At 62.2% G+C, this 25687-nt stretch carries 27 protein-coding genes and 1 tRNA gene; 12 read left to right on the top strand and 16 right to left on the bottom strand.

Annotated features, from left to right (window positions below):
- Positions 1 to 18 precede the first annotated feature (18 nt).
- Positions 19 to 585, bottom strand: a complete 567-nt coding sequence (locus tag LXM55_RS05065) for a fimbrial protein (protein WP_233319242.1) — start codon at positions 583 to 585, stop codon at positions 19 to 21.
- Positions 586 to 626: 41 nt separating this feature from the next.
- Between LXM55_RS05065 and LXM55_RS05070 the strand changes: the two genes are divergently transcribed.
- Positions 627 to 821, top strand: a complete 195-nt coding sequence (locus tag LXM55_RS05070) for a hypothetical protein (protein WP_233319244.1) — start codon at positions 627 to 629, stop codon at positions 819 to 821.
- 325 nt (positions 822 to 1146) lie between these two features.
- Here LXM55_RS05070 and LXM55_RS05075 read toward each other — a convergent pair.
- From LXM55_RS05075 to dapA, 5 genes are all read right to left on the bottom strand, one after another.
- Positions 1147 to 1236 (bottom strand) — tRNA-Ser (locus LXM55_RS05075).
- Positions 1237 to 1320: 84 nt separating this feature from the next.
- Entirely contained in the window at positions 1321 to 2034 is a 714-nt protein-coding gene (gene purC, locus LXM55_RS05080) for a phosphoribosylaminoimidazolesuccinocarboxamide synthase (RefSeq protein ID WP_016963914.1), read from the bottom strand.
- A gap of 28 nt (positions 2035 to 2062) precedes the next feature.
- Positions 2063 to 2821, bottom strand: a complete 759-nt coding sequence (locus LXM55_RS05085; RefSeq protein WP_233319245.1) for an MBL fold metallo-hydrolase — start codon at positions 2819 to 2821, stop codon at positions 2063 to 2065.
- Between the two features lie 4 nt (positions 2822 to 2825).
- The gene (bamC, locus tag LXM55_RS05090) at positions 2826 to 3941 is read right to left on the bottom strand and encodes an outer membrane protein assembly factor BamC (protein WP_233319247.1); all 1116 of its coding nucleotides are present in this window, start codon (positions 3939 to 3941) and stop codon (positions 2826 to 2828) included.
- Positions 3942 to 3958: 17 nt separating this feature from the next.
- Complete coding sequence (gene dapA / locus LXM55_RS05095; RefSeq protein ID WP_233319249.1) at positions 3959 to 4837, bottom strand: 4-hydroxy-tetrahydrodipicolinate synthase; 879 nt, start codon at positions 4835 to 4837, stop codon at positions 3959 to 3961.
- 326 nt (positions 4838 to 5163) lie between these two features.
- Between dapA and LXM55_RS05100 the strand changes: the two genes are divergently transcribed.
- Positions 5164 to 5724: a glycine cleavage system protein R gene (locus tag LXM55_RS05100; protein WP_011059795.1), complete on the top strand. Its 561-nt coding sequence runs from the start codon at positions 5164 to 5166 to the stop codon at positions 5722 to 5724.
- A gap of 9 nt (positions 5725 to 5733) precedes the next feature.
- A complete protein-coding gene (locus LXM55_RS05105) occupies positions 5734 to 6207 on the top strand; it encodes a peroxiredoxin (RefSeq protein WP_060837998.1) in 474 nt (157 codons plus the stop codon).
- 36 nt (positions 6208 to 6243) lie between these two features.
- Here LXM55_RS05105 and LXM55_RS05110 read toward each other — a convergent pair whose 3' ends face one another.
- Both LXM55_RS05110 and LXM55_RS05115 read right to left on the bottom strand, forming a co-directional pair.
- A complete protein-coding gene (locus tag LXM55_RS05110; RefSeq protein ID WP_233319252.1) occupies positions 6244 to 7314 on the bottom strand; it encodes an AI-2E family transporter in 1071 nt (356 codons plus the stop codon).
- 40 nt (positions 7315 to 7354) lie between these two features.
- Entirely contained in the window at positions 7355 to 7594 is a 240-nt protein-coding gene (locus tag LXM55_RS05115; RefSeq protein WP_233319254.1) for a sulfurtransferase TusA family protein, read from the bottom strand.
- A gap of 233 nt (positions 7595 to 7827) precedes the next feature.
- Here LXM55_RS05115 and LXM55_RS05120 point away from each other — a divergent pair, with 233 nt between their 5' ends.
- A complete protein-coding gene (locus LXM55_RS05120; RefSeq protein WP_233319256.1) occupies positions 7828 to 9261 on the top strand; it encodes a M48 family metalloprotease in 1434 nt (477 codons plus the stop codon).
- Positions 9262 to 9336: 75 nt separating this feature from the next.
- Here the strand turns inward: LXM55_RS05120 and LXM55_RS05125 are convergent, their stop codons facing one another.
- The 4 genes from LXM55_RS05125 to rpoE all read right to left on the bottom strand — a co-directional run bounded on the left by LXM55_RS05125 (position 9337) and on the right by rpoE (position 13157).
- A complete protein-coding gene (locus LXM55_RS05125) occupies positions 9337 to 10767 on the bottom strand; it encodes a DegQ family serine endoprotease (RefSeq protein ID WP_233319259.1) in 1431 nt (476 codons plus the stop codon).
- A 224-nt stretch (positions 10768 to 10991) separates the two neighbouring features.
- The gene (locus LXM55_RS05130; RefSeq protein ID WP_233319261.1) at positions 10992 to 11948 is read right to left on the bottom strand and encodes a MucB/RseB C-terminal domain-containing protein; all 957 of its coding nucleotides are present in this window, start codon (positions 11946 to 11948) and stop codon (positions 10992 to 10994) included.
- Between the two features lie 8 nt (positions 11949 to 11956).
- Entirely contained in the window at positions 11957 to 12544 is a 588-nt protein-coding gene (locus LXM55_RS05135) for a sigma-E factor negative regulatory protein (protein WP_047284332.1), read from the bottom strand.
- A gap of 31 nt (positions 12545 to 12575) precedes the next feature.
- The gene (gene rpoE / locus LXM55_RS05140; protein ID WP_007930230.1) at positions 12576 to 13157 is read right to left on the bottom strand and encodes an RNA polymerase sigma factor RpoE; all 582 of its coding nucleotides are present in this window, start codon (positions 13155 to 13157) and stop codon (positions 12576 to 12578) included.
- A 558-nt stretch (positions 13158 to 13715) separates the two neighbouring features.
- Between rpoE and nadB the strand changes: the two genes are divergently transcribed.
- Entirely contained in the window at positions 13716 to 15332 is a 1617-nt protein-coding gene (nadB, locus tag LXM55_RS05145; RefSeq protein ID WP_233319263.1) for an L-aspartate oxidase, read from the top strand.
- Here the strand turns inward: nadB and LXM55_RS05150 are convergent.
- On the bottom strand, positions 15301 to 15753 hold the full coding sequence (locus LXM55_RS05150; RefSeq protein WP_233319265.1) for a protein YgfX: 453 nt from the start codon (positions 15751 to 15753) through the stop codon (positions 15301 to 15303). The two genes, nadB and LXM55_RS05150, sit on opposite strands and share 32 nt — an antisense overlap.
- A complete protein-coding gene (locus tag LXM55_RS05155) occupies positions 15737 to 15991 on the bottom strand; it encodes an FAD assembly factor SdhE (protein ID WP_011059785.1) in 255 nt (84 codons plus the stop codon). The genes LXM55_RS05150 and LXM55_RS05155 overlap by 17 nt, the downstream gene beginning before the upstream one ends.
- Positions 15992 to 16140: 149 nt before the next feature.
- Between LXM55_RS05155 and ygfZ the strand changes: the two genes are divergently transcribed.
- Both ygfZ and LXM55_RS05165 read left to right on the top strand, forming a co-directional pair.
- Positions 16141 to 17082, top strand: coding sequence for a CAF17-like 4Fe-4S cluster assembly/insertion protein YgfZ (gene ygfZ / locus LXM55_RS05160; RefSeq protein ID WP_233319267.1), 942 nt, complete (start codon positions 16141 to 16143; stop codon positions 17080 to 17082).
- Between the two features lie 37 nt (positions 17083 to 17119).
- The gene (locus LXM55_RS05165) at positions 17120 to 17941 is read left to right on the top strand and encodes an HDOD domain-containing protein (RefSeq protein WP_233319269.1); all 822 of its coding nucleotides are present in this window, start codon (positions 17120 to 17122) and stop codon (positions 17939 to 17941) included.
- On the opposite strand, the gene LXM55_RS05170 is transcribed toward LXM55_RS05165, so the two are convergent.
- Both LXM55_RS05170 and LXM55_RS05175 read right to left on the bottom strand, forming a co-directional pair.
- Entirely contained in the window at positions 17935 to 19332 is a 1398-nt protein-coding gene (locus LXM55_RS05170) for a sensor histidine kinase (protein ID WP_233319271.1), read from the bottom strand. The two genes, LXM55_RS05165 and LXM55_RS05170, sit on opposite strands and share 7 nt — an antisense overlap.
- Positions 19325 to 19996 (bottom strand): response regulator, encoded by a 672-nt coding sequence (locus LXM55_RS05175; RefSeq protein WP_233319273.1) that lies wholly within the window; start codon positions 19994 to 19996, stop codon positions 19325 to 19327. The genes LXM55_RS05170 and LXM55_RS05175 overlap by 8 nt, the downstream gene beginning before the upstream one ends.
- Before the next feature lie 236 nt (positions 19997 to 20232).
- On the opposite strand from LXM55_RS05175, the gene LXM55_RS05180 reads away from it, so the two are divergent.
- The 5 genes from LXM55_RS05180 to LXM55_RS05200 all read left to right on the top strand — a co-directional run bounded on the left by LXM55_RS05180 (position 20233) and on the right by LXM55_RS05200 (position 25670).
- Positions 20233 to 21525 carry an OprD family porin gene (locus LXM55_RS05180; protein ID WP_233319275.1) on the top strand — a complete coding sequence of 431 codons (1293 nt, stop codon included), beginning with the start codon at positions 20233 to 20235 and terminating at the stop codon, positions 21523 to 21525.
- A gap of 101 nt (positions 21526 to 21626) precedes the next feature.
- Positions 21627 to 22613: a Bug family tripartite tricarboxylate transporter substrate binding protein gene (locus LXM55_RS05185; protein ID WP_233319277.1), complete on the top strand. Its 987-nt coding sequence runs from the start codon at positions 21627 to 21629 to the stop codon at positions 22611 to 22613.
- Positions 22614 to 22671: 58 nt separating this feature from the next.
- The gene (locus tag LXM55_RS05190) at positions 22672 to 23130 is read left to right on the top strand and encodes a tripartite tricarboxylate transporter TctB family protein (RefSeq protein WP_233319279.1); all 459 of its coding nucleotides are present in this window, start codon (positions 22672 to 22674) and stop codon (positions 23128 to 23130) included.
- A gap of 1 nt (position 23131) precedes the next feature.
- A complete protein-coding gene (locus LXM55_RS05195) occupies positions 23132 to 24646 on the top strand; it encodes a tripartite tricarboxylate transporter permease (RefSeq protein ID WP_233319281.1) in 1515 nt (504 codons plus the stop codon).
- The gene (locus LXM55_RS05200; protein ID WP_233319283.1) at positions 24639 to 25670 is read left to right on the top strand and encodes an AbrB family transcriptional regulator; all 1032 of its coding nucleotides are present in this window, start codon (positions 24639 to 24641) and stop codon (positions 25668 to 25670) included. The genes LXM55_RS05195 and LXM55_RS05200 overlap by 8 nt, the downstream gene beginning before the upstream one ends.
- Positions 25671 to 25687: the final 17 nt, after the last annotated feature.

The following is a 25687-nucleotide window of genomic DNA, read 5'->3' on the forward strand; positions in this document are numbered from 1 at the left end:
CTTAATAACTAACGGCTGTTATTGATACGCAAGGGTGTAGCGAATGTAGGAAACGCCCGAACCTGCCCCAACCGTAGCCTCCGTAGAGACGTAGGCGGCCTGGTACTTCAGGGTTGCCGTCTTGCCGGTGGAGACCTTAGCGATCTGTGGCGTGGCTTCCGCCTGGCCCAGGACAATTTTCTGCGGCTTAGCGCCATGGTCGTTGTAGATCTGGATCTGCACGCCGGTGGCCGGCTTGCTGCCGATCAGCTTGAGGTTGCCGGAGGCCGGGTCGACGTTGCCAAGCTGATCGAACTCGATGGAGACATTGCTACCGATCGTGCAGTTGGCACCCGAGAGATTCAGTACGAACGGTTTCAACGGAGAAGTTGTGCCGATCTCTTCGAATACGGTAGGTTTGACTGTACCGAGTTCAACGTTGATCTCGTTACCTTCGCCTGGTGCCTTGCCGTTGATATCGCAAGTTACGTCAGAGATGCTGCCGCTAAACTTCACCACACCATCAGTGGCTTGGGCAAACGTTGGAATCAATGCCGCGAGCATTATTCCGGAAGTCGCCATGGACAAGAGAGTATTACGTTTCATCTGATTTCCTTTTCAAAACCACCATAAGGAAGTAACAGCAAATGGCATTCCACCCAAAACAGGCCAGTAACAACACCGACCACTTGGAGAAATTATTTACCGCCCTTACAAGATTGATAAGTACTGCTATTCCCTGGCAGCCCAAGCAACTTAAAACACAAGTTTCGACTAGGTTTGCCAGCAGCGACCTAGGATATAGAAACATTGATTTTTTAGATCAAGATCGTGGCGATTGAACTTCTGGGAATATTCCCGCAGAGAAACAGGAAATTTCTCGGACTGAATAACTCAATTAAGTTTCGTGGGCAGAATAAGTCATTATTGGCGAGTTAATCGCCAGGAAAGTTCATGTGACAGCCGTCGAGCACTTCGGCCGGTCGCTATCAGCAACTGGCAACTGCATGACCGAGCGAACAGCGAAAAAACGACGCCTGTCGATATCGGCAACAGCAGCGATCCTGGAAACCGCAGGGAGGGGCCGTCACCTGGGCGGCGCTGGCGACAAATCGCGGGCAACAAAAAAGCCCCTGAAATCATCGATTTCAGGGGCTTTCATTTGTATGGCGGAGAGATAGGGATTCGAACCCTAGGTACCGGTGAAGGTACAACGGATTTCGAATCCGTCCCATTCGGCCACTCTGGCATCTCTCCAACGGCGCGCATCATAACAGCACATTTGCCTGAAGCGAAGCCCCCAGGGCAAAATTTTTCCGTGCTATCAGATGCTTGCGTCGATTACAGCGGTACGCCGAGGCGCTGGGCAACTTCTTCGTAGGCTTCGATCACGTCGCCGAGGCCCTGACGGAAGCGGTCCTTGTCCATCTTCTTCTTGGTGGCCTTGTCCCACAGACGGCAACCGTCCGGGCTGAACTCGTCGCCCAGGACGATGGAGCCGTCGCTGAACACACCGAACTCCAGCTTGAAGTCCACCAGCAGCAGGCCAGCGTCATCGAACAGCTTGCTCAGGACTTCGTTGACCTTGAGCGACAACTCTTTCATGCGCGCCAGTTGCTCGGCGGTGCCCCAGCCGAATGCCACTACGTGGGATTCGTTGATGAACGGGTCGCCCTTGGCGTCGTCCTTGAGGAACAGCTCGAAGGTGTAGGGGTTGAGCTTCATGCCCTCTTCCACGCCCAGGCGCTTGACCAGGCTGCCGGCGGCGTAGTTGCGCACTACGCACTCCACCGGAATCATGTCGAGCTTCTTCACCAGGCACTCGTTGTCGCCCAGCAGCTTGTCGAACTGGGTCGGAACGCCGGCGGCTTCGAGTTTCTGCATGATGAAGGCGTTGAACTTGTTGTTCACCATCCCCTTGCGGTCCAGTTGCTCGATGCGCTTGCCGTCGAACGCCGAGGTGTCGTTGCGAAACAGCAGGATCAAGCGGTCGGCGTCATCGGTCTTGTAAACCGACTTGGCTTTGCCGCGGTAGAGTTCTTCACGTTTTTCCATGATGGGCTCCGCTTGCTACGTAGGTGGGCTAGGCGATGTGGCGCCAGTCGAGCCCTGAATTTTGATCGGCCAGTTGCAGCCAGTCCGGGTCGCACCCGAGGGTGTCGACAAAACATTGCCGGGCCAGCTGCGGCAGGTTGTTCTTGCTGCTCAGATGAGCCAGGACCAGATGCTGCAGGTCCTGCCATCCCAATTCGGCCACCAGGCTTGCGGCCTGGTGGTTGTTCAAATGCCCTTCGTCGCCACCGACCCGCTGCTTGAGAAAGTACGGGTAATAACCGCGCGCCAGCAGGTCCCGGCAATGGTTGGCCTCGATCATCAAGGCATCCAGGCCACGGTAGCCTTGCAGTACGCCGGCACAGTAGGAACCCAGGTCGGTCAGCAGGCCAAAACGCCGCTGGCCGTCGCTGAAGACAAACTGCGTAGGTTCCTGGGCGTCGTGGGCAACGGCAATCACGTCAATGCACAAGGCGCCGATCTGCAATTGCTCGCCACCGCGGACAAAGCCCGCGGCCTCCACCGGCTTGCGCATCCCGCGCAACGTGCCCTGGCTGAGGTAGACCGGTAAATTGTAGCGCCGAGACAGCAAACCCACGCCATGCACGTGGTCGGCATGTTCGTGGGTTACCAGGATGGCGCTCAACTGCGAGGGGTGAACCCCCAGGCGCAGCAGGCGCCGCTCGGTTTCCCGCAGGGAGAAACCACAATCCACCAGGATACAAGTATCAGCACTGGCGATCAGCGTGCCATTCCCTTGGCTACCACTGCCGAGAACGGCAAAACGCATCTGATCAGCCCAGGTTGTCCTGAATCACGCCCAACACTTTGCGCGCCACGTCGGCCGGCGCCACGGTGTTGATGTTCTTCTCGACGGTCACCTGGACGTTGTCGCCCACCTTGCTCAGGCGAACCTGATAGCGCTCGGCACGGGCTTCGATCTCTTCCTTGGCCGGCTTGCTGCCGAACAACTTGCCGAAGAAGCCCGGCTCGTCGTTTTTCTTCTCGGCTTTTTCCGCCAGGTTGATGTAGTACAGGCCCAGGCTGCGGTTGATGTCTTCAACCCGCCACTCGCCCTGTTCCAGGGCACGGCCAACGCTGGACCAGGCGCGATCGAGGTCGGCGCCCAGGTTCAGCACCGGGTTGCCGCTGCCGTCTTCGCTGAGGCTGACCCGGCTTGGGGTATCGAAATCGCGGGCCGCCAGCAGGGACACCGAACCGCCCTTCTCGGAGGTGCGGCTCATGCTCGCGAGCATGTCGTCCACCAGCGCGGCATCCAGGCCGGTGTTGACCGAACGGTTGGTGAACTCCACATCGGCGGTGCTGCCGGCAGGACGCTCGGCGCTGACCACGTAGACTTCACTGGTGTTGCGCTGCACGCCCGGCTCGATGCGTACCCGCACGCGGGTTTCGCTGTCGGCGGCAACGCCGGCGCTGCTCAGGCGCTTGGCCACGGCCGCGGAAAGCTCGTCGGAACGCTGCCAGCGGGTGCTGAACTCGCCGGTTTGCGGGCGCTGTTGATCCAGGCGGAAACCGTTGTCCTGGAAGAACTGCACGGCCACTGGCCAGACTTCGGCCGGTGGATGCTGGGCCATGACCCAACGCGAATCACCGCTCTTCTGCAGGCTGTAGTCGCTGGCATCGGCAATGGCCGACAGTGGCTGTGGACGAGGTACCTGGTACTCGCCCTTGACGTTGTCGTCGGCCACGTTGCGTGGGATCGGCAGCAATGGATCCAGACGCTTGGCGGTCTGTACATCCGGCGGCAGTTGCATGGGTGCTGTTTGTTGCGCTTGCAGGTAATCGCTACCCCGGTCACGGAAGTAGCCTTCCGGGCCCCAGATCCAACCGCAGCCACTGGTGCTGGAGATAATCAAGGCAAGTGCGGAAAGTCCGGCCATTCGCTTCATGCGTTGTACTTCCTCAATTAAACCAAGACGCCGGACTGGCGCATGGCCTGCCGCAGCGGTTCGTGACAGGCGGCACTGAGCCAGGTGAGCGGCAGACGAATACCGTCCGGCATCAAGCCCATTTCGTGCAGGGCCCATTTCACGGGAATAGGGTTGGATTCGATGAACAGAGTCTTGTTCAGCGGCATCAGGGTCTCGTGGATCGCCCGAGCCTTGGCGGCGTCGCCGGCCATGGCTGCAGCGCACATCTGGCTCATGGCCCGAGGCGCCACGTTGGCGGTCACCGAGATATTGCCCTTGCCGCCCAGCAGGATCAGCTCGACCGCGGTGGCGTCATCGCCGGAGTACACCAGGAAATCGCTGGGCACGCCGGCCAGGATGGCCTTGGCCCGCTGCAGGTCGCCGGTGGCTTCCTTGATCCCGATGATGTTCTTCACGCTGGACAGGCGGATCACGGTCTCGGCCTGCATGTCACATGCGGTGCGGCCTGGAACGTTGTAGAGGATCTGTGGGATGTCCACGGCCTCGGCAATGGCGCGGAAATGCTGGTACAGGCCTTCCTGGGTCGGCTTGTTGTAGTACGGGGTCACCAGCAGGCAGGCATCGGCGCCGGCGATCTTCGCGTTGGTGGTCAGCTCGATCGCTTCACGCGTCGAGTTGGCGCCGGTACCGGCAATCACCGGAATGCGCCCTGCAACCTGGGCCACCACCCGACGAATCACTTCGATGTGCTCGTTGACATCCAGAGTGGCCGATTCACCTGTGGTGCCGACCGCCACGATGGCGTTGGTGCCCTCTTGCAGGTGGAAGTCCACCAGTTTGCTCAGGCTGTCCCAGTCGAGATTTCCCTGTGCATCCATGGGTGTGACCAGTGCCACCATACTGCCCGCAATCATGCAACCGCTCCTGCCGGAAAAAGAGAGCGGTAATGGTACTGGCGCCAAGTTCCTTGCACAAGCGAAGTCCCGCGCCGTGAGCATTCCCCTGAGCGATGGTTTTCGCTACCCTTCAGGCTTTGATCGCTACTGATAAGTGTGTAGACCGGGTTATCGCCTGCCTGTTGGATCTGCAAAGCCCCATTCCCGCGTTGCCAGCCTGTGTTCCGAGCGTTTCGGGGCCCGTCGCCGGTTTGTGGTTCAAGGGCCTGAAGTTCAGCTTGCAACGCGTGCCTGCTACTGGCTTGTCAAAAAGTACCGACCGCTCATCGCTTTAGGAATGCTGCATGTCCACCCCCACAGTTCGCGAACAATTCCTTGTCATCAGTGCCCTCGGCGCCAACCCCATGGAGCTGACCAACGTCCTGTGCCGCGCCAGCCATGAAAACCGTTGTGCCGTGGTGACCTCGCGCCTGACCCGGCATGGCGAGTGCAGCGCGCTGGTTCTGGAGATTTCCGGCAGCTGGGACGCCCTGGCGCGCCTGGAAAGCAGCCTGCCATTCCTGGCCAAGAAGCATGCCTTCACGGTCAACGTGGTGCGCAGCGCCGCCCTGGAAAGCCGCCCTCAAGCCCTGCCTTATGTGGCTTACGTCAGCGCCGCGTACCGTTCGGACATCGTCAATGAGCTGTGCCAGTTCTTCATCGACCATCAGGTCGAACTGGAAAACCTCACCTGCGATACCTACCAGGCTCCGCAAACCGGCGGCACCATGCTCAACGCCACCTTCACCGTGACCCTGCCCGCCGGCACCCAGATCAGCTGGTTGCGCGACCAGTTCCTGGATTTTGCCGATGCCATGAACCTCGATGCGCTGATCGAACCCTGGCGCCCACAGAACCCTATGTAAGGAAGCCCCATGGCCGTTGCTATCGATCAACCTGTTGCCGATTTCCAGGCCCCTGCCACCAGCGGCCAGACCGTCAGCCTGTCCGGCCTCAAGGGCAAGCAAGTGGTGATCTACTTCTATCCCAAGGACAGCACTCCGGGCTGCACCACCGAAGGCCAGGGCTTTCGTGATCAATACGCTGCCTTCCAGGCCGCCAATACCGAGATCTTCGGCATCTCCCGCGACAGCCTGAAGTCCCACGAGAACTTCAAGTGCAAGCAGGAGTTCCCCTTCGAACTGATCAGCGACAAGGACGAAGCCGTCTGCCAGCTGTTCGACGTGATCAAGCTGAAGAAGCTCTACGGCAAGGAATACCTGGGCGTGGACCGCAGCACCTTCCTGATCGACAAGGACGGTGTACTGCGCCAGGAGTGGCGTGGGGTGAAGGTTCCAGGCCACGTCGACGCCGTACTGGCCGCGGCCCAGGCCCTGAACAAGGCCTGAAATGACCGGGGCGGCTGAATCGGCCGCCCCGCGTATCTAGAGTAGAGGCGCCACCACCGGGTCCTTCCTTGGCCAAGCATCCAGCACCGCCTTGAACAAAGTGGCCAGGGGAATCGCAAAGAATATCCCCCAGAAGCCCCACAACCCGCCAAACAGCAGCACTGCACAGATGATCGCCACCGGGTGCAGGTTCACCGCGCCGGAGAACAGCAGCGGCACCAGCACGTTGCCATCCAGGGTCTGGATGATCCCGTAGACCGCCATCAGATAAATGAACTGGTCGCTCCAGCCCCACTGGAACAGCGCGATCAGCGCCACCGGCACGGTTACCACGACTGCGCCGACATAAGGCACCACCACCGAGATCCCCACCAGCAGGGCCAGCAGGGCCGCGTAGTTCAGGCCCAGGGCGACGAAGGCGATGTAAGTCACGCCGCCGCAGATGACGATCTCGATGACCTTGCCGCGAATGTAGTTGGCGATCTGCCGGTTCATCTCATGGGCGACCCGGGTAATCAACGTACGCTCACGCGGCAGATAGCTGATCACCCAGCGGCTGATCATCGCCCGGTCCTTGAGGAAGAAGAACACCAGGATCGGCACCAACACCAGGTAGATCATGATGTTCACCAGCAAGGGCAGGCTGGACAGAGAAAAAGTCAGCGCCCACTGGCCGAACTTGCCGATCTCGCCCCGGGCCACCTCGATCGCCTGCAGCACCTGCTCGTCGGACACCAGGTGCGGATAGCGCTCGGGCAACAGCAGCAACAGCGACTGCCACTTGGCGAGCATGCCCGGCAACTCGTTGAACAGGGTGACAAACTGATGCCAGAGCAACGGCACCACCACCAGGATGAACACCAGCAACAGCCCCATGAACAGGGCAAACACCAGGCCCACGGCCGCCCCGCCAGGCAGGCGCAAACGCTCCAGGCTCACCACCAGCCCCTGCATCAGGTAGGCCAGGACCATGCCCGCCAGCACTGGCGCGAGCATACCGCCCAGGGTCAGGACAGCGGTAAAGGCCAGGAACAGCAGAACCGCGAGCACCACCGCTTCTTCATCCGAGAAGTAGCGCTGAATCCAGTCACGTAGCACTTTGAACATCAATGATCCTTAGATGAAGGCCCTGAAGGGCAAACTGCGTTCAGGCCTTTCTCAACCAGTAGCGATACACCCCGGCCTCGTCCTCTTCGCGCAGCAGGGTATGACCGGCCAGCCGCGCGAAAGTGCGAAAGTCCCGCTGAGAGCCCGCATCGGTGGCTATGACCTTGAGCACCGCGCCACTGGCCAGGCGATTGAGTTCCATCTTGGCCTTGAGCAACGGCAGCGGACAATTCAGCCCACTGGCGTCCAGCTCGGCATCGTGGGCGACAACATCGGTCATTGGCTTAACTCCGCTGATCAATTCAAGACGCCTAGAATACCCCGCAAGGCAAACCCGGCGACAACAAAGAAACCCGATGCCAGAACACTGCTGCGCTCCGCCAGGGGCTCGATTAGGTAGACGCTGGAATTTACCCGAAAGCACTTTTTATCCTCAGAGTTTTCAGCGGCTTTGTCTGGTCCCCGGCCAGGTGTCCAGCTACAGTAGAGCCTTTGTCGATTAAGGCTTTGTGCATGAATTTATTGCGCCCTACCCTGCTGACGCTCGCTTGCCTGCTCGCCTCACCGGGCTTCGCCGACGACCTGCCGTCACTCGGTGATGCCAGTTCAGCCATTGTCTCCCCGCAACAGGAACACCAACTGGGCCGCGCCTGGCTGGCGTTGCTGCGCAGCCAGGTCTCGCAACTCAACGACCCGCAGCTCAAGGACTACGTCGAAACCAGCGTCTACAAGCTGGTGGAGACCAGCCAGGTCAACGACCGGCGCCTGGAATTCATCCTGATCAACAGCCCGCAGCTCAACGCCTTCGCCGCCCCCGGCGGGATTGTCGGGGTCAACGGTGGGCTGTTTCTCAACGCTCAGACAGAGGGTGAATACGCCTCGGTACTGGCTCACGAACTGGCGCACCTTTCCCAGCGCCACTTCGCCCGCGGCGTCGAAGCCCAGCAGCGCATGCAAGTGCCGATGATGGCCGCCCTGCTGGCCGGCATCGTGATCGCCGCCGCCGGCGCCGGAGACGCGGGGATCGCCACCATTGCCGGCACCCAGGCCGCAGCCATCCAGGAACAACGGCGCTTTTCCCGGCAGAATGAACAGGAAGCCGACCGTATTGGCATCCTCAACCTGGAAAAGGCCGGTTATGACCCGCGCTCGATGCCTACCATGTTCGAGCGTTTGATGCGCCAGTACCGCTTCGACGCCAAGCCACCGGAATTCCTCCTCACTCACCCGGTCACCGAATCGCGGATCGCAGACACCCGCAACCGCGCGGAGCAGGCCAGGCAGGGCGGCACCGAAGACAGCCTGCGCTATCAACTGATCCGCGCGCGGGTGCAGCTCAATTACGAAGAGTCTCCCGGCCTGGCTGCCAAGCGCTTTCGCGCCCAGCTCGATGAGAACCCGAAGAACGACATCGCCCGTTACGGCCTGGCCATCGCCCAGATCAAGGGCAGCCAGTGGAACGAGGCACGGGAAAACCTCAAGCCGCTGCTGGCCAAGTCGCCCAATGACATCACCTACAACCTGGCCCAGATCGAACTGGACATGGCCAACAGTCGCCTTCCGGACGCTCAGACCCGGACCGAACGGATGCTCAACCTGTATCCGGGGAATTATCCGCTGAACCAGGTCCGGGTGGATCTGCTGCTCAAGCAAAACCGCCCGGCCGATGCCGAAAAAGCCCTGGAAGGCCTGCTGAAAAGTCGCCCGGACGATCCGGATGTCTGGTATCTGGTGGCGGAAACCCGCGGCTTGTCGGGCAACATCATCGGCCTGCATCAGGCCCGGGCCGAATACTTCGCCCTGGTTGGCGACTATCGCCAGGCCATCCAGCAGTTGGACTTCGCCAAGCGCCGGGCCGGCAGCAACTTCCCCCTGTCGTCGAGGATCGATGCACGTCAACGCGAGATGATGGACCAGGAACAAATGGTCAAGGACATGATGCGCTGACCTTGCCGAAGGCCACAAAAAAGCCCGCCTCTTACGAGGCGGGCTTTTTATTGGGCGAGGCTTACGCTTGGCAGATTACTCGGCCAGCTTGAAGGTAATGAAGCTGGCTCGCCCCTGACGCAGCACCCGCATGGACACCGAACGGTTCTTCGGCAGCGCCTTGGCGATTTCGGTGAACTCCTTCGCCGTGGTGATCGCCTGGTTGTTCAGGTGAGTGATCACGTCGCCCGGTTGCAGGCCGATCAGCGCCGCAGGACCGTCCTGGACTTCCTTGATGACTACACCACCCTTGAGGTCGAAGGCTTTCTTCTGCTCATCATTGAGCTCGACCACAGCCACACCGAGGCGATTGCTGCTGCGCTCGACACCGGACTTGGGCAGCATGCTCAGGTCTTTGTCTTCCTCGGGGATCGCGCCGACAGTCAGTTCGACATTCTTGCGCTTACCGTCGCGAATCACTTCCAGATTGGCCTTGGCGCCGGCCTTCAGCGCGCCCACCAGGTGCGGCAGGTCAGCCGACATCACGATGGGCTGGCCATTGAGGCTGAGAATCACGTCGCCTACTTGCAAGCCGCCCTTGGCTGCCGGACCGCCATCCTGAACCTGCGCCACCAGTGCACCGGCAGGTTTTTCCAGGCCGAAGGATTCAGCCAGGTCTTTATTGACCTCCTGAATCACCACGCCCAGCCAGCCACGGCTGACCTTGCCACCGGTCTTCAGCTGATTGGAGACGTCCATCGCCACATCGATCGGGATGGCGAAGGACACCCCCATGAAGCCACCGGAGCGGGTGTAGATCTGCGAGTTGATCCCCACCACTTCGCCAGCCAGGTTGAACAACGGACCACCGGAGTTGCCCGGGTTGATCGGCACGTCGGTCTGGATGAACGGCACATAGTTTTCGTTCGGCAAGCTGCGACCGATGGCGCTGACGATGCCCTGGGTCACGGTATGGTCAAAGCCGAACGGCGAACCGATGGCCACGACCCACTGGCCGGCCTTGAGGTCCTGGGACTTGCCCAATTTCAGCACCGGCAGGTCTTTGCCATCGATCTTCAACAGCGCCACGTCGGAGCGTGGGTCGGTGCCGATCAGCTTGGCTTTCAACTCGCTGCGGTCGGCCAGGCGCACAAGGATCTCGTCGGCATCGGCGATCACATGGTTGTTGGTGAGGATGTAGCCATCCGAGGAAATGATGAACCCCGAACCCAGGGATTGCGCTTCACGCTGACGATCGCCGCGCGGAGAACGCTGCTGCGGCATGCCGCGCTCGAAGAACTCGCGCAGCATTGGCGGCAGACCTTCAAGATCGGGCATCTGCGCCGAGTTGGAAACTCGCCGGTCAGGCAGCTTCTGGGTGGTACTGATGTTCACCACCGCAGGCGAGGCCTGCTCGACCAGTTGGGTGAAATCAGGCAACTCGGCCGCCTGGGCAGAGACGGTCTGCCCAAGCACCAGCACGGTGGCGAGAATGGTGAAGTAAGACTTCAAGCGTGGTATCGACATACGGCTCCCGTTACGACGAGCGTGGTTAAGCGATATGGAACTGCAAACGCCAGAACTGCAGGGGCGGCATTTTTGTTCCAGGAACGACAAATAAGGTCAGAACCGAGGGGCTCTGACCTATAGAAAAACTTTGGGGATTTTGCAAATGAAATTGCTCACCAAACATTTCATCTTCTCAATTGTGGAGCGGGCATCACTGACCTCTTACACAACCAATTAAAGGTTCATTGCTTGGCGTTGGCATCAGAACGCATCGATAACGCAATACGCTCAGCAGTACCAATGGGGATCTCTCCCACCACCGTGACCATCATCTCGCCATCGGGGGTGGTCAGGCGGCGCGATACCGCAACGGTCGGACCAAGCTGCGTGCGGGTATCAGTGACCGTCGCCCCGTTGAGCGGCTCGAGAAACACCGAAAAACGCGCCAGCCCATCGTCATACAGCAGGCTGTTGACCATGGATTTGGTTTCCGGATCCTTGCGGGCGCTGCTGCTAGTCAATTCGAAACCAGGAGGCAGCCAGTCGGAATGCCAGGTTTGTGCAGTCTTGACCGCAGAGGCCTTGTCGCTGTCCAGGGCCACCGGCTTGCAGTCGGCGCTGGGGCGCAATTCGGCGTCTTCGGGCACGTCTGCGGTGTCCAGGCGAGTGAACTGGAAGCGCTCCAGCAACTGCCCCTTGTCATTGAGCAACAACGATTTGAGCGGCAGGCCGGTTTCACGGTCCAGATGCAGCTCGAAACCATAACGATGCTGGTCCTTGGGCGTAACCGAGACAATCACGGCCTGGCGCCCGGCCACGCGCGACTTGCCGATGACGGCAAGGTCGTACCAATTCTTGAGTTTTTGCGGATCAAGGGCGCGGGCTGCAGCGTCCGGGGAATCCCCCAGCCCTGCTACCAGCACGCCGCTCACGCATTGAGTACGGCCATCGATACGCACCACTTCCTGAGCAGACCCATCGAGCTGGATCAACCGCTCACGGACCTTTCCATCCTGGACGCGATGCCAGATGTTATGGGTAGAAAAACTACCGTTACGCTCGTATACGAAAGTGCCCTGAAAGCTTTGCTGCTGTTCGGCTTGCCCAAGACGCTGCAACCAGTCCTGGGCTTCGTCGGCGTGGGCTGGAACCACAAACCAGCCACTGAGCAGAAGCGTGAGTAGAGGTATGGCGCGCATGATCCTCCTTAGCGGTTTTCCAGGCTTGCTGCACGGGCATAAGGCAGAGCGCTTTCAGTGCCTTTGAGTGCAGCCTGCTGTGCATGCTGGCGCAGGTAGCTTGGCAGGCGCTGGTCGTGCCAGCCTGGCTGCCCTTGCAGTACGCCATTGGCCATAGGGCCAGTAGCTTCCGAACTTTCATTGTAGCCGGCCAATACCGCAGGGCCTTTGACTTGTGGGGTCGCCAGGGTTGGCTGGCCCGCTTGCTGCGCCAGCTCGACACCAGCAATCTCGTCCTGGTTGTACAGGCGAACACCTGCCAGCACGGCCACGGTCACCGAAGCGGCTACTGCCAGGCGGCCCAGGCTGCGCCAAGGTCCACGGGAGGCCTTGGCCGGCACGGCCTCATCAGCCAGAGCTGCAGAAACGGCAGCGGCGATGTCCAGACGCGGAAGCAGCAACTCCTTGTGCATGGCTGCCCGGGCGATTTGATAACGGGCCCAGGTCTCACGGGTTTCCACTTCGTCGACGGCATTCAATACCCGACGCAATTCCAGTTCGTCCGCTTCGTTATCCATCACCGCGGACAGCGATTCCTGCAGGGCTTCACGACTCATGGCGGTTCCTCTCTTGGCTGTCGCCGCTGTCTCAGGTTTCCTGCAACAACGGCTGCAGGGCTTTATCGATGGCTTCCCGAGCGCGGAAAATCCGGGAGCGCACGGTACCCACCGGACACTGCATGACGCTGGCAATGTCCTCGTAACTCAGACCATCGAATTCACGTAAAGTTAAAGCCGTACGCAAATCTTCAGGCAGTTGCTGGATGGTTCGATGGACGGTGCCTTCGATCTCATCCCGCAGCAACGCACGTTCCGGCGATTCGAGATCTTTCAGGCCATGATCGCCGTCATAGAACTCCGCATCCTCAGAACTGACATCGCTATCCGGCGGCCGACGGCCGCGTGAAACCAGATAGTTTTTCGCCGTGTTGATGGCGATACGGTACAGCCACGTGTAAAACGCGCTGTCACCTCGAAAATTACCTAGCGCACGGTAAGCCTTGATAAAGGCTTCTTGTGCAACATCCTGGGCTTCATGGGTGTCGTGCACGAAACGCACGATCAACCCGAGAATTTTGTGCTGGTATTTCAGCACGAGCAGATCGAACGCTCGCTTGTCGCCACGCTGAACGCGTTCGACCAGCTGCTGATCCTCTTCCTGGGTTAGCATGAACACTCCTCGATAAGCTCGGAGGAGGCTTGCATCACTAATCGATCAGGCTTGCAAACATAGACTCGGGCTTTTCGCAAAAGTTCTCCCCCTCCAAGCAAGTTTCCTGCGGGCTCTGATCCGGCACGCACGAAAAACGCAGCACGGGCAAAGCCGGCTGCGCGAATAATCCTGTCGTCGATTTCCGTCACAAGGGACACACTGTAAACCCTGGATATAACCGACGCTGTCCCTTCTTTCAGGCAACCTTCTATTGAGTTTGGGGCCTTGGCAAAAGTTCCCAATCTTTATAGCTGCGCTGGACGAAGATTGTGTAACGGTGGCGAGAAAAACCGCCCTATGTCTTCGATCAGCAGTTCCTGAAGCAGGAATGCTTCGAATGTCGGGCTGACCGAGAGCAACGCTTTTGCTCGATGAAGCTGCACAATGCCATGAAAGCGCGACTATTGTGCCGATCCCCCCCTCTATATACTAGTGGGCTGTGTGGCTGCCTTGACTTGCCGATTCAGGCGTCTTGCGCCAACCCCGTCCCGGGTCGCTTTGAGCGGAATCCTTCAAATGAGCCAACAGTTTCAACACGATGTTCTGGTGATTGGCAGCGGCGCCGCCGGCTTGAGCCTGGCCCTGACCCTGCCCAGCCACCTGCGTATTGCCGTCTTGAGCAAAGGCGACCTCGCCAACGGCTCGACCTACAGGGCCCAGGGCGGTGTTGCAGCCGTACTGGACGACACCGACACCGTCGAGTCTCACGTCGATGACACCCTCAACGCCGGCGGTGGCCTGTGCCACGAGGATGCGGTGCGCTTTACCGTAGAGCACAGCCGCGAAGCCATCCAGTGGCTGATCGACCAGGGCGTGCCCTTTACCCGCGACGAAGACGCCAGCAGCGACGACAGCAGTTTCGAGTTTCATTTGACCCGTGAAGGTGGCCATAGCCATCGGCGGATCATTCACGCCGCGGATGCCACCGGCGCCGCCATCTTCAAGACCCTGCTGGCCCAGGCCCGGCAACACCCCAATATCGAACTGCTGGAACAACGAGTCGCCGTCGACCTGATCACCGAAAAACGCCTGGGCCTGGAAGGCGAGCGTTGCCTGGGCGCCTACGTGCTCAACCGGGGCACCGGCGAGGTCGATACCTTTGCCGCACGCTTCGTGATACTTGCCTCAGGCGGCGCAGCCAAGGTCTATCTCTATACCAGCAATCCCGACAGTGCCTGCGGCGATGGCATCGCCATGGCCTGGCGCTCGGGCTGCCGGGTGGCCAACCTGGAATTCAACCAGTTCCACCCCACGTGCCTGTATCACCCCCTGGCCAAGAGTTTCCTGATCACCGAGGCCCTGCGCGGCGAAGGCGCGCACCTCAAGCTGCCGAATGGCGAACGCTTCATGCCACGCTTCGACCCACGAGCCGAACTGGCGCCACGGGACATCGTTGCCCGGGCCATCGACCATGAAATGAAGCGCCTGGGCATCGACTGCGTCTACCTGGACATCAGCCACAAGCCGGAAGCCTTCATCAAGAGTCATTTCCCGACGGTGTATGAACGCTGCCTGGAGTTTTCCATCGACATCACCCGGCAGCCGATCCCCGTGGTGCCGGCCGCGCACTACACCTGCGGCGGGGTGATGGTCGATCAACAGGGCCGCACCGACGTGCCGGGCCTGTACGCCATTGGCGAAACCAGCTTCACCGGCCTGCACGGTGCCAACCGCATGGCCAGCAACTCGCTGCTGGAGTGCTTCGTCTATGCGCGCTCGGCGGCGGCCGACATTCTCCGGCAACTGCCTCAAGTCTCGATCCCCGTCGCCCTGCCCGCCTGGGATGCCAGCCAGGTTACCGACTCCGATGAAGACGTGATCATTGCGCACAACTGGGACGAACTGCGGCGCTTCATGTGGGACTACGTGGGCATCGTGCGCACCAACAAGCGCTTGCAACGAGCCCAGCATCGGGTGCGCCTGCTGCTGGACGAGATCGACGAGTTCTACAGCAACTACAAGGTCAGCCGCGACCTGATCGAGTTGCGCAACCTGGCCCAGGTGGCCGAGTTGATGATCCTCTCGGCCATGGAGCGCAAGGAAAGCCGCGGCCTGCACTACACCCTGGATTACCCGCAGATGCTGCCCGAGGCCCGGGATACTATTCTGGTGCCGCCCACCTACGCCGGCTGAACTTGAGCCGCAGCCGCAGGCGCCGATGCTCGTCGGCGGCCTGCGCATCGCGCGGCACGCAGACCGAGCGCACCCAGCGCTCTCCCGGCAGACGAAAACGCAACAACACGATCAATGGCAGCGCCAGGCTGTCGGGGCGCAACTGCGCGGCCTGCCACCCCTTGTCGCGACTCCACAGTTGCCAGCCTGCCGGCGAATGCCGCAAGCCCGTGAACGCCCGGGGATGGCTCAATAGAATCTGCCGTGGCAGCACCCAACCCGCGTGCAGCAGGCACAGCACGCCGCCCGCCAGCTTGACGAAAGATGGAATATCCAGCAGGAACAACGCGCCCAGGGCGAACGCCTGAGCCAGCAGGTAGGCCGCCAGCAGGTGCCGTGAAGCACGCCAGCGGCACTCGAACAGCCTACTTGGGTTGGACACGATCCAGGATCATGCGGACCATGCGCTGCAGCTCGGGGTCCTCAGACTCGCTGCGTTCCATGAACCAGCCGAACATGTCCTGATCCTCGCACTCCAGCAGCTTGCGATAGCACTCGCGATCGGTCTCATTGAGATGCGGGTACACCTCCCTGACGAACGGCACCAGCAATACGTCCAGCTCAAGCATGCCGCGGCGGCTGTGCCAATAGAGGCGATTCAGTTCAACATCTTCAACCATGGAGCGCTCCTCAAATAGAGCGCAAGTATACAGCCCGAGGGAAGCGAGAACAGTCGGCTTTGGTCGGTGTCCACCCATCCTCTGTGAACTATCCATTTCAAGGGCGCCCCCTTATGATGTGCTCCAGACTTTTTACCCTGCGATGAACCATGGCTGACTCCGCTTTTTTCTGCCCCCTGTCCCACGAAGGCGTGCTCGCTGTGCGCGGGCCTGACGCCAGCAAATTCCTTCAGGGTCAGCTGACCTGCAACCTCAACTACCTCAGTGACAGCCAGTCCAGCCTCGGTGCGCGCTGCAACCAGAAAGGCCGCATGCAATCGAGCTTCCGCATCCTTCTGGAAGGCGACGGCTGCCTGCTGGCCATGGCCAGCGAGCTGATCGAGCCACAACTGGCGGACCTGAAGAAATACGCGGTGTTCTCCAAGGCCAAGCTGGCCGATGAAAGCCCCCGCTGGGCGCGTTTCGGCCTGGCCGATGGCCAGGCCAGCCTGAACAGCCTGGGCCTTGAGCTGCCCGAGACGGACGGCGCCGTGGCCCGCGCCGATGGCCTGATCGCCGTGCGCGTTTCCAGCCAGCGCGCCGAACTCTGGGTACCGGCCGAACGCGCCGCCGACCTGCGCCAGCAACTGGCCACGCACCTGCCCGAGGGCGAGCTGAACCAGTGGCTGCTGGGGCAAGTGCGCGCCGGCCTCGGCCAGGTCATGCCCGAGACCCGCGAACTGTTCATTCCGCAGATGCTCAACCTGCAGGCCGTTGGCGGCGTCAGCTTCAAGAAAGGCTGCTACACCGGCCAGGAAATCGTCGCCCGCATGCAGTACCTGGGCAAGCTCAAGCGCCGCCTCTACCGCCTCGCCCTGCCTGGCGACACCCTCCCCGCCCCGGGCACCTCGCTGTTCGCCCCCAGCCACAACAGCGCCATCGGCGAAGTGGTCCTGGCCGCTCGCGCACAGCAGGGCGTTGAACTGCTGGCGGTGCTCCAAGCCGAAGCCGCGGAAGCTGGCGAACTGCACCTGGAAACACTCGAAGGGCCGGCCCTGCAGTTGCTGGACCTGCCCTACCTGCTGGACCGTGATCGCGAAATCCAGCGCTGATTGCCTGCCTTTTATTGCAACACCCTAGAGAACTTACATGACTGAGCTGGCGCAAAAGGTCCAAAAGGATTTGGTGGAGGCCATCGACAACGATGACCTGGTTCTACCAACCCTACCGGAGGTAGCCATGCAGATTCGCCAGGCCGCCGAAGACCCGGAAATCAGCGTCAGCACCCTGAGCAAAGTGATCGGTCGTGACGCCGCGCTGTCCGCGCGGCTGATCAAGGTGGTCAACAGCCCACTGCTGCGGGCCGCCCAGGAAGTCACCGACCTGCATACGGCAATCACCCGCCTGGGGGTCAACTACAGCAGCAACCTGGCCATCGGCCTGGTGATGGAGCAGATCTTCAACGCCCGCTCCGAGGTGGTCGCGCAGAAAATGCACGACGTCTGGCGCCGCAGCCTGGAAGTGGCCGGGGTCAGCTATGCGCTGTGCCGCAGCTACACCCAGCTCAAGCCGGACCAGGCAGCCTTGGGCGGCCTGGTGCACCAGATCGGCGTACTGCCGATTCTCACTTATGCCGAAGACCACTACGAACTGCTCTCCGACCCGGTCAGCCTCAACCATGTGATCGAACGCATTCACCCGCTGCTGGGGGACAAGCTGCTGCGGGTCTGGGAATTTCCCGAGCAACTGGTGGAGATTCCCGGGCAATACCTGGATTTCACCCGCCAAACCAGCCAGATCGACTACGTCGACCTGGTCCAGGTGGCGACCCTGTATTGCCACAAGGACACTGACCACCCGCTGTCACGGATCGATGCCTGCAGCGTCCCGGCCTTCAAGAAGCTGGGCATAGACCCGGACAACAAGGCCATGTGCCTGGACCTGGAAGAATCCCGCTCAATGCTCTATTGAGGCCCCTGGCCAGCAACAAAGCTGACCCGGACCTTCAACCCCGACGGCTCGCCGTCATGCAGGCTGATCTGCGCCAGATGCGCCCGGCAGATCTCGCCAACGATCGCCAACCCCAGGCCGGACCCGGCAACCTGCTGGTTGCGCCGGTAGAAACGCTCGAACACCCGATCGCGCTCTTCCAGGGGAATCCCCGGCCCGTCGTCCTCCACCTCCAGGACCCCGGGTGGCGATACCCGCAACACCACGTTGCCACCTGACGGGGTGTGAGCCAGGGCGTTGTCCACCAGGTTGCTGAGCAACTCATTGAGCAGGGTCGGCTCGCCCTTGAGCCACACCTGTTCGTCGGCCTCCAGCGCCAGGGCTACGCCTCGGGCATGGGCCAATGGCGCCATGGCCATGCCCAGTTCCCGGGCCAGCTGGCTGAGGTCAAGCAACTGCGCCCCGCCCTCGGCAATGGCCCGGGCCCCGTTTTCCACCCGGGCCAGGGACAGCAATTGATTGGCCAGGTGAGTCAGGCGGTCGGTGCCCTGGGCGGCGCTTTCCAGGGTTGAGCGCCAGGTATCCGGCGCACTGGAACGCAAGCCCAGTTCCAGGCGGGCCTTGAGCGCCGCCAAGGGTGTGCGCAACTCATGGGCGGCCTCAGCGATGAACTGCGCCTGGCGCTCGAACTGCCCGCGCAGGCGCTCGGTGAAATGGTTCAAGGCGCGCACCAGCGGCCACAGCTCGCGCTGCACGGAAACCAGCGGCAGCGGCCGCAGATCGTCCGGCTGACGCTCCTCCACCGCACCGCGCAAGCGCTCCAGGGGACGCAAGGCCGCACTCACCGCGAACCACACCAACACCAGCGCGCCGATGGCCAACATGCCCAGGCGCAGCAGGGTATCGGCCATCAGGCTGCGGGCCATGGCCACCCGCGCCTCGTCCGTCTCGGCCACGCGAATTTCCGCCATGCCGTTCATGTTCGGCTCGCTGACCGCCTTGAGCAGGCTCACCACCCGTACGTTCTGCCCCTGATAGCGGGCATCGTAAAACCGCGCCAGGGCCGGGTAGTCATCGGTGCGCGGGGTGCCGGGAGGCGGCCCGGGGAGGTTTTCATATCCGGAAATCAGGTTCTGATGGATGTCGTTGACCTGGTAGTAGATACGCCCGGCACTGTCGTAGGCGAAGGTGTCCAGGGCCACATAGGGCACATTGGCGCTCAGGCTGCCGTCGCGCTGGGACAACCCGGCGGCGATGGTCCGCGCCGAGGCCAGCAGGGTCCGGTCGTAGGCGGTGTCGGCGGCTTCGCGACCGTTCCAGTAGGCGCTCAGGCCGCTGGCCAGCATCAGCACCACCAGCAACAGCGCGAGGTTCCACAACAACCGCCAGCGCAGGCTGCTGGGCTTATGCATCGCGGCTTTCCAGCAGGTAGCCGAGGCCACGGAACGTGACGATGGCGACCGTGTGACCATCGAGTTTCTTGCGCAGGCGATGCACATAGATCTCGATGGCATCGGGGCTGGCCTCCTCGTCCAGGCCGAAGACCTGGGATGCCAGCTGCTCCTTGCTCATGACCCGGCCAGGCCGGGCGATCAGGGCTTCGAGCACGGCCTGCTCGCGGGAAGTCAGGGTCAGCAGTTCCTCGCCCAGGGTGAAGCGCCGGGTGTCCAGGTCATACGCCAGCCCCCCGCAACGCTGCTGGCGCTCGCCCCCCAGCACGCTGCGGCGCAGCAGGGCCTTGACCCGCGCCTCCAGCTCGGTCAGCTCGAACGGCTTGGCCAGGTAATCGTCGGCACCCAGGTTGAGGCCGTGGACCCGGTCCTTGACGTCGCTGCGAGCGGTGAGCATCAGCACCGGGAGGTTCCTGCCCCGGGCCCGCAGGCGCGCCAGCACCTCGAAACCGTCCATCCGCGGCAAGCCGACATCGAGGATCGCCACCGCATATTCCTCGCTGCCCAGGGCCAGGTCGGCGGCCACCCCATCGTGCAGCACGTCCACGGTCAGGCCGGTGCTCTTGAGCGCCTGGGCGATGCTTTCGGCCAGTTGCAGATGGTCTTCGACGAGCAGGACTCGCATGGCTGTTTACCTCGTTTCAGGGGGGATCGACGCCGCTCTTTGGCGCGGAGTGTACCGCCGCAACCGTCGCTGTGAAGCCCGAAAACCGTGAAAGTGCGCTGAAAGGTTAGCGAAAGGTTGACCCTTTAGAGTCCCGCTACGGACAGTCTCGACTGCCCTGGCCGTAAAGGCCGCAGAGCCGCAAAACGCCTCGAAGCGTTTTCGTCAAAATAAGAACAATAACGGAGTACTCAAGGATGCCATCCACGCACCCTCAGGCTGTCCAGCCCGCGCGTTTTTCCCGTCTGACCCCGACTGCTCTTGCCAGCGCCGCCGCCCTTGCCGGTGTCGCGCCCTTCAGCCAGGCCGCCTTTTTCGAAGACAGCAGCGCCACCTTCGAAACCCGCAACATGTACTTCAACCGCGACTTTCGCGACGGCACCAGCGCCCAGCAATCCAAGCGCGACGAATGGGCCCAGGGCTTCATGCTCAACCTGCAGTCGGGCTACACCGAAGGCACCGTGGGCTTTGGCCTGGACGCCCTGGGCATGCTCGGGGTCAAGCTCGACTCCAGCCCCGACCGCACCGGCACCGGCCTGTTGCCGACCCACGACGACGGGCGCGCCGCCAACCAGTACTCCAAGCTCGGCCTGACCGGCAAAGTGAAGATCTCCGCCACCGAACTGAAGATCGGCAGCCTGATTCCGGAACTGCCGATCCTCAAGCCCAACGACGGGCGCATCCTGCCGCAAACCTTCGAGGGCGGTTTACTGACCTCTAAGGAGATCAAGAACCTGACCTTCACCGGCGGGCGCCTGGACAAGGCCAAGGACCGCGACGACAGCAACTACGAGGACATCCGCCTCAACAACAAGAACAGCCGTTTCGCCGGCAACGTGGCCAGCAAGCACTTCAGCTTCGGCGGCCTGGACTACAAGTTCACCGACAAGATCACCGGCAGCTACCACTTCGCCCAACTGGACGATGTCTACAACCAGCATTTCTTCGGCCTAGTCGCATCGCGCCCCATGGGGCCTGGCACCTTCGCCAGCGACCTGCGCCTGGCCATCAGTGACGACCAGGGCCAGGCCCGGGGCGGCAAGATCGACAACCGCTCCCTCAACGGCCTGGTGAGCTATGCCCTCAACGGCCACAAGCTCAGCGCCGGTTATCAGCACATGTCCGGCGACAGCGCCTTCCCCTACGTCGACGGCAGCGACCCGTACCTGGTGAACTTCGTGCAGATCAACGATTTTGCCGGGGCCGAGGAACGCTCCTGGCAGGCCCGCTACGACTTCGATTTCGCCAAATTGGGAGTGCCCGGCCTGAGCTTCATGACCCGTTACCTCAGCGGCGACAACATCGCCCTGAAAAACGGCGACACCGGCAAGGAATGGGAGCGCAACACCGAGATCAAGTACGTGGTGCAAAGCGGCACCTTCAAGGACGTCGCCGTGCGCCTGCGCAACGCCACCTACCGCTCCAACTATTCGGCTCGCGACGCGGATGAAGTGCGCCTGCTGGTGAGTTACGCCGTCGCCCTGTGGTAAGCCACCGAGCACGCCTCGTATTTCACGGTTTCAGCGTTTCGTGAAAAAGGGTCGGGGATGACCCGGACAGACCGATAACAACAACTCCTGTGGAGACAATCATGGACTTTTCACTGCGTAAACTAACCCTCGCCGCCGGCTGCATGCTGTTCGCCGGCCAGCTGCTGGCGGCCTCCGCCGAACCCAAGCGCCCGGAATGCATCGCCCCGGCCTCGCCAGGCGGCGGCTTCGACCTGACCTGCAAGCTGGCGCAAAGCGCGCTGGTCAACGAGAAGATTCTGACCAAGCCGATGCGCGTGACCTACATGCCCGGCGGCGTCGGCGCCGTGGCCTACAACGCCGTGGTGGCCCAGCGTCCCGCCGATGCCGGGACGCTGGTGGCCTGGTCCAGCGGCTCGCTGCTGAACCTGGCCCAGGGCAAGTTCGGCCGCTTCGATGAAAGCGCGGTGCGCTGGCTGGCGGCGGTGGGCACCAGCTACGGCGCCATCGCGGTAAAAAGCGATTCGCCCTACAAGACCCTCGACGATCTGGTCCAGGCCTTGAAGAAAGACCCGAGCAAAGTGGTGATCGGCTCCGGCGGCACCGTGGGCAGCCAGGACTGGATGCAGACCGCGCTGATCGCCAAGGCCGCTGGGATCAACCCTCGGGACCTGCGCTACGTGGCCCTGGAAGGCGGTGGCGAGATCGCCACGGCCCTGCTGGGTGGTCACATCCAGGTCGGCAGCACCGACATTTCCGACTCCATGCCGCACATCCAGGCCGGCGACATGCGCCTGCTCGCGGTGTTCTCCGAACAGCGCCTGGACGAACCGGAAATGAAGGACATCCCCACCGCCAAGGAACAGGGCTACGACATCGTCTGGCCGGTGGTGCGCGGCTTCTACCTCGGGCCGAAGGTCACGGACGAGGAATACGCCTGGTGGAAAAACGCCTTCGACAAGCTGCTGGCTTCCGAAGAGTTCGCCAAGCTGCGCGACCAGCGCGAGCTGTTTCCCTTCGCCATGACCGGCCCCGAGTTGGACGCCTATGTGAAGCAGCAGGTAGCCGACTACAAGACCCTGGCCAAAGAGTTCGGCCTGATCCAGTGACCTTCCCTTGCTGACGGCCCGGCCCTCGCGCATCGGGGGCCGGGCCCGGGAGTTAGCCATGCTCGTTCAACGTTTCTTCGCCGCGGTGTTGCTGCTGGCCTGTGCCGCCCTGGCACTGATGGCCTGGCCGTACCAGGCGGCCTTTTCCTACGAACCGGTGGGCCCGCGGGCCTTCCCCCTGCTGATGCTCGGGCTGATGGGCCTGGCCCTGCTGTACATGCTGTTGCGCCCGACCCCGATCAAGCACAGCGAAGAAGACCCGCCCCTGGACCGGGACACCCTGATCAAGATCGCCCTCTGCGTGGCCTTGCTGCTGGTGTTCGCCGGCGCCTTCGAACCCCTGGGCTTCATCGTCGCCAGCATCCTCATCGGCGTGCCCATGGCCCGCCTGTACGGCGGCCGCTGGCTACCCAGCCTGGTGATCATCAGCCTGCTCAGTGTCGGCCTCTACTGGCTGTTCGACCGGGTCATGGACGTGCCCCTGCCCCTCGGCCTGCTCGACGTTCTGGAGAATTGATATGGATACCCTGAGTTATCTGGGCCAGGGCTTCGGCGTGGCACTGACCCCTTACAACCTGGTCACCGCCCTGTCCGGCACCCTGATCGGCACCGTGGTCGGGCTGCTGCCGGGCCTGGGCCCGATCAACGGCGTGGCGCTGCTGATTCCCATCGCCTTCGCCCTGGGCCTGCCGCCGGAATCGGCGCTGATCCTGCTGGCCGCGGTGTACCTGGGCTGCGAATACGGCGGCCGCATCAGCTCGATCCTGCTGAACATTCCCGGTGAAGCCTCCACCGTGATGACCACCCTCGACGGCTACCCGATGGCGCGCAAGGGCCTGGCGGGCGTGGCCCTGTCGCTGTCGGCCTGGAGCTCGTTCATCGGGGCCTTCATCGCCACCTGCGGCATGGTGCTGTTCGCCCCGCTGCTGGCCAAATGGGCGATCGCCTTCGGCCCGGCGGAATACTTCGTGCTGATGGTGTTCGCCATCGTCTGCCTCGGCGGCATGGCCGGCGACCGGCCGTTGAAGACCTTCATCGCTGCGCTGATCGGGCTGTTCCTGTCGGCGGTCGGCATCGACGCCAACAGCGGCGTGTACCGTTTCACCGGGGACAACATCCACCTCACCGACGGCATCCAGTTCGTGGTGCTGGTGCTGGGCCTGTTCTCCATCAGCGAAATTCTGTTGCTGCTGGAAAAGACCCATCGCGGCCAGGAAGCGGTGAAAGCCACCGGGCGCATGATGTTCAACTTCAAGGAAGCGGCCTCGGTGTTCGCGGTGAATATCCGCTGCGGCCTGCTGGGCTTCATCATGGGCGTGCTGCCCGGTGCCGGTGCGACCCTGGCCAGCGCCGTGGCCTACATGACCGAGAAACGCATCGCGGGCACCAGCGGCACTTTCGGTGAAGGCGACAAGCGTGGCCTGGCGGCGCCGGAAACCGCCATCGGCGCGTCGGCCTGCGGCGCCCTGGTGCCGATGCTGACCCTCGGCGTGCCCGGTTCCGGCACCACCGCGGTGATGATCGGCGCCCTGTCGCTGTACAACATCACCCCCGGCCCGCTGCTGTTCCAACAGCAGCCGGACATTGTCTGGGGCCTGATCGCCTCGCTGTTCATCGCCAACATCATGCTGGTGATCCTCAACATCCCGATGATCCGCCTCTTCACCCGCATCCTCGCGGTGCCGAACTGGGCCCTGGTGCCAGTGATCGCGATCATCACCGGGATCGGCGTCTACGCGGTGCACGCCACCACCTTCGACCTGTTCCTGATGGTCGGCATCGGCATCTTCGGCTACATCCTGCGCAAGCTCGACTTTCCGCTGTCGCCAGTGCTGCTGGGCTTCATCCTCGGCGGCCTGATGGAGCAGAACCTGCGCCGGGCGCTGTCGATTTCCAACGGCGCCATGGAGATTCTCTGGTCGAGCCCGATCACCGTCGGGGTCTGGGTGCTGACCGTGATCATGCTGCTGATGCCGCTGCTGCGCATCTGGCGCAAGCGCGCGGCCCAGCAACGTGCCGTGGCCGATGTCTGAATCCACCTGGAAACAGTGGTGGGGCACGCCCCTGGTGGGTCTGGCTGGCGGTTACCTCGCCAGCCAGATCGGCTGGCCGCTGCCATGGATGGTCGGCTCGCTGCTGGCGATCATCCTGGTGCGCTGCCTGACACCCTGGCAATTGGCGGAAATCCCCGGCGGGCGCAAAGGCGGGCAATGGGTGGTGGGCATCGGCATCGGCCTGCACTTCACTCCGCAGGTGATGGAGCAGGTGCTGAGCCATTTCGGCCTGATCTTCTTCGGTGCCCTGGTCACCAGCCTGTCCAGTGTGGTCGGGGTCTGGCTGTTGCGGCGCACCGGCGAGGACCGCGCCACGGCGTTTTTCTCCAGCATGCCCGGCGGCTCCGGGGAGATGGTCAACCTCGGCGCCCGTAACGGTGCGGTGCTCAGCCGCGTGGCGGCCGGGCAGAGCCTGCGGGTACTGACGGTGGTGCTCTGCGTACCGGCGGCGTTCAAGTACCTGTTGGGGGAAGGCACCCCGTCCCTGCACGCAAGCACCGTGGACTGGCCGTGGCTGGCCCTGCTGTTCCCGGCCGGAGCCCTGCTGGCCTGGCTCTGGCAACGCCTGCGCCAACCCAACCCCTGGCTGTTCGGGCCCTTGCTGCTCAGCGCGACGGCGAGCATCGCCTGGGACCTGCACATCGGCCTGCCCGACGGTGCCAGCCAGATGGGCCAGTGGCTGATCGGCAGTGGCCTGGGCTGTCACTTCAACCGGCAGTTCTTTCGTCGGGCGCCCTCGTTCATGGGGCGTACCCTGATCGGCACCGCCCTGACCATGCTGATGGCTGGCCTCGCGGCCCTGGGCCTGAGCGTGTTGACCCGCCTCGATCTGCGCTCGCTGACCCTGGGCATGATGCCCGGTGGTATTGCAGAGATGAGCCTGACCGCGGAGGTGCTGCAACTGTCGGTGCCCTTGGTCACGGCGATGCAGGTGATGAGGTTGTTGTTCGTGCTGTTTCTCGCCGAGCCTTTGTTCCGCCACTGGAACAAAGGCCCTCTGTAACGGCTATAGGCTTGGCC

Source organism: Pseudomonas sp. Au-Pse12 (genome assembly GCF_021341665.1).
In the GTDB taxonomy this organism is placed as follows: Bacteria; Pseudomonadota; Gammaproteobacteria; order Pseudomonadales; family Pseudomonadaceae; genus Aquipseudomonas.

What these genes read in the sequence shown, in the direction of transcription:
- LXM55_RS05165 (WP_233319269.1), top strand. Translation starts at nt 17,120, where the DNA reads ATGACTGAGCTGGCGCAAAAGGTCCAAAAGGATTTGGTGGAGGCCATC.
- LXM55_RS05185 (WP_233319277.1), top strand. Translation starts at nt 21,627, where the DNA reads ATGGACTTTTCACTGCGTAAACTAACCCTCGCCGCCGGCTGCATGCTG.
- LXM55_RS05135 (WP_047284332.1), bottom strand. Translation starts at nt 12,544, where the DNA reads ATGAGTCGTGAAGCCCTGCAGGAATCGCTGTCCGCGGTGATGGATAAC.
- LXM55_RS05085 (WP_233319245.1), bottom strand. Translation starts at nt 2,821, where the DNA reads ATGCGTTTTGCCGTTCTCGGCAGTGGTAGCCAAGGGAATGGCACGCTG.
- LXM55_RS05195 (WP_233319281.1), top strand. Translation starts at nt 23,132, where the DNA reads ATGGATACCCTGAGTTATCTGGGCCAGGGCTTCGGCGTGGCACTGACC.
- LXM55_RS05190 (WP_233319279.1), top strand. Translation starts at nt 22,672, where the DNA reads ATGCTCGTTCAACGTTTCTTCGCCGCGGTGTTGCTGCTGGCCTGTGCC.
- LXM55_RS05110 (WP_233319252.1), bottom strand. Translation starts at nt 7,314, where the DNA reads ATGTTCAAAGTGCTACGTGACTGGATTCAGCGCTACTTCTCGGATGAA.
- LXM55_RS05200 (WP_233319283.1), top strand. Translation starts at nt 24,639, where the DNA reads ATGTCTGAATCCACCTGGAAACAGTGGTGGGGCACGCCCCTGGTGGGT.
- dapA (WP_233319249.1), bottom strand. Translation starts at nt 4,837, where the DNA reads ATGATTGCGGGCAGTATGGTGGCACTGGTCACACCCATGGATGCACAG.
- LXM55_RS05100 (WP_011059795.1), top strand. Translation starts at nt 5,164, where the DNA reads ATGTCCACCCCCACAGTTCGCGAACAATTCCTTGTCATCAGTGCCCTC.
- LXM55_RS05170 (WP_233319271.1), bottom strand. Translation starts at nt 19,332, where the DNA reads ATGCATAAGCCCAGCAGCCTGCGCTGGCGGTTGTTGTGGAACCTCGCG.
- bamC (WP_233319247.1), bottom strand. Translation starts at nt 3,941, where the DNA reads ATGAAGCGAATGGCCGGACTTTCCGCACTTGCCTTGATTATCTCCAGC.
- LXM55_RS05180 (WP_233319275.1), top strand. Translation starts at nt 20,233, where the DNA reads ATGCCATCCACGCACCCTCAGGCTGTCCAGCCCGCGCGTTTTTCCCGT.
- LXM55_RS05070 (WP_233319244.1), top strand. Translation starts at nt 627, where the DNA reads ATGGCATTCCACCCAAAACAGGCCAGTAACAACACCGACCACTTGGAG.
- purC (WP_016963914.1), bottom strand. Translation starts at nt 2,034, where the DNA reads ATGGAAAAACGTGAAGAACTCTACCGCGGCAAAGCCAAGTCGGTTTAC.
- LXM55_RS05065 (WP_233319242.1), bottom strand. Translation starts at nt 585, where the DNA reads ATGAAACGTAATACTCTCTTGTCCATGGCGACTTCCGGAATAATGCTC.
- rpoE (WP_007930230.1), bottom strand. Translation starts at nt 13,157, where the DNA reads ATGCTAACCCAGGAAGAGGATCAGCAGCTGGTCGAACGCGTTCAGCGT.
- nadB (WP_233319263.1), top strand. Translation starts at nt 13,716, where the DNA reads ATGAGCCAACAGTTTCAACACGATGTTCTGGTGATTGGCAGCGGCGCC.
- LXM55_RS05155 (WP_011059785.1), bottom strand. Translation starts at nt 15,991, where the DNA reads ATGGTTGAAGATGTTGAACTGAATCGCCTCTATTGGCACAGCCGCCGC.
- LXM55_RS05105 (WP_060837998.1), top strand. Translation starts at nt 5,734, where the DNA reads ATGGCCGTTGCTATCGATCAACCTGTTGCCGATTTCCAGGCCCCTGCC.
- LXM55_RS05175 (WP_233319273.1), bottom strand. Translation starts at nt 19,996, where the DNA reads ATGCGAGTCCTGCTCGTCGAAGACCATCTGCAACTGGCCGAAAGCATC.
- LXM55_RS05115 (WP_233319254.1), bottom strand. Translation starts at nt 7,594, where the DNA reads ATGACCGATGTTGTCGCCCACGATGCCGAGCTGGACGCCAGTGGGCTG.
- LXM55_RS05130 (WP_233319261.1), bottom strand. Translation starts at nt 11,948, where the DNA reads ATGCGCGCCATACCTCTACTCACGCTTCTGCTCAGTGGCTGGTTTGTG.
- ygfZ (WP_233319267.1), top strand. Translation starts at nt 16,141, where the DNA reads ATGGCTGACTCCGCTTTTTTCTGCCCCCTGTCCCACGAAGGCGTGCTC.
- LXM55_RS05125 (WP_233319259.1), bottom strand. Translation starts at nt 10,767, where the DNA reads ATGTCGATACCACGCTTGAAGTCTTACTTCACCATTCTCGCCACCGTG.
- LXM55_RS05120 (WP_233319256.1), top strand. Translation starts at nt 7,828, where the DNA reads ATGAATTTATTGCGCCCTACCCTGCTGACGCTCGCTTGCCTGCTCGCC.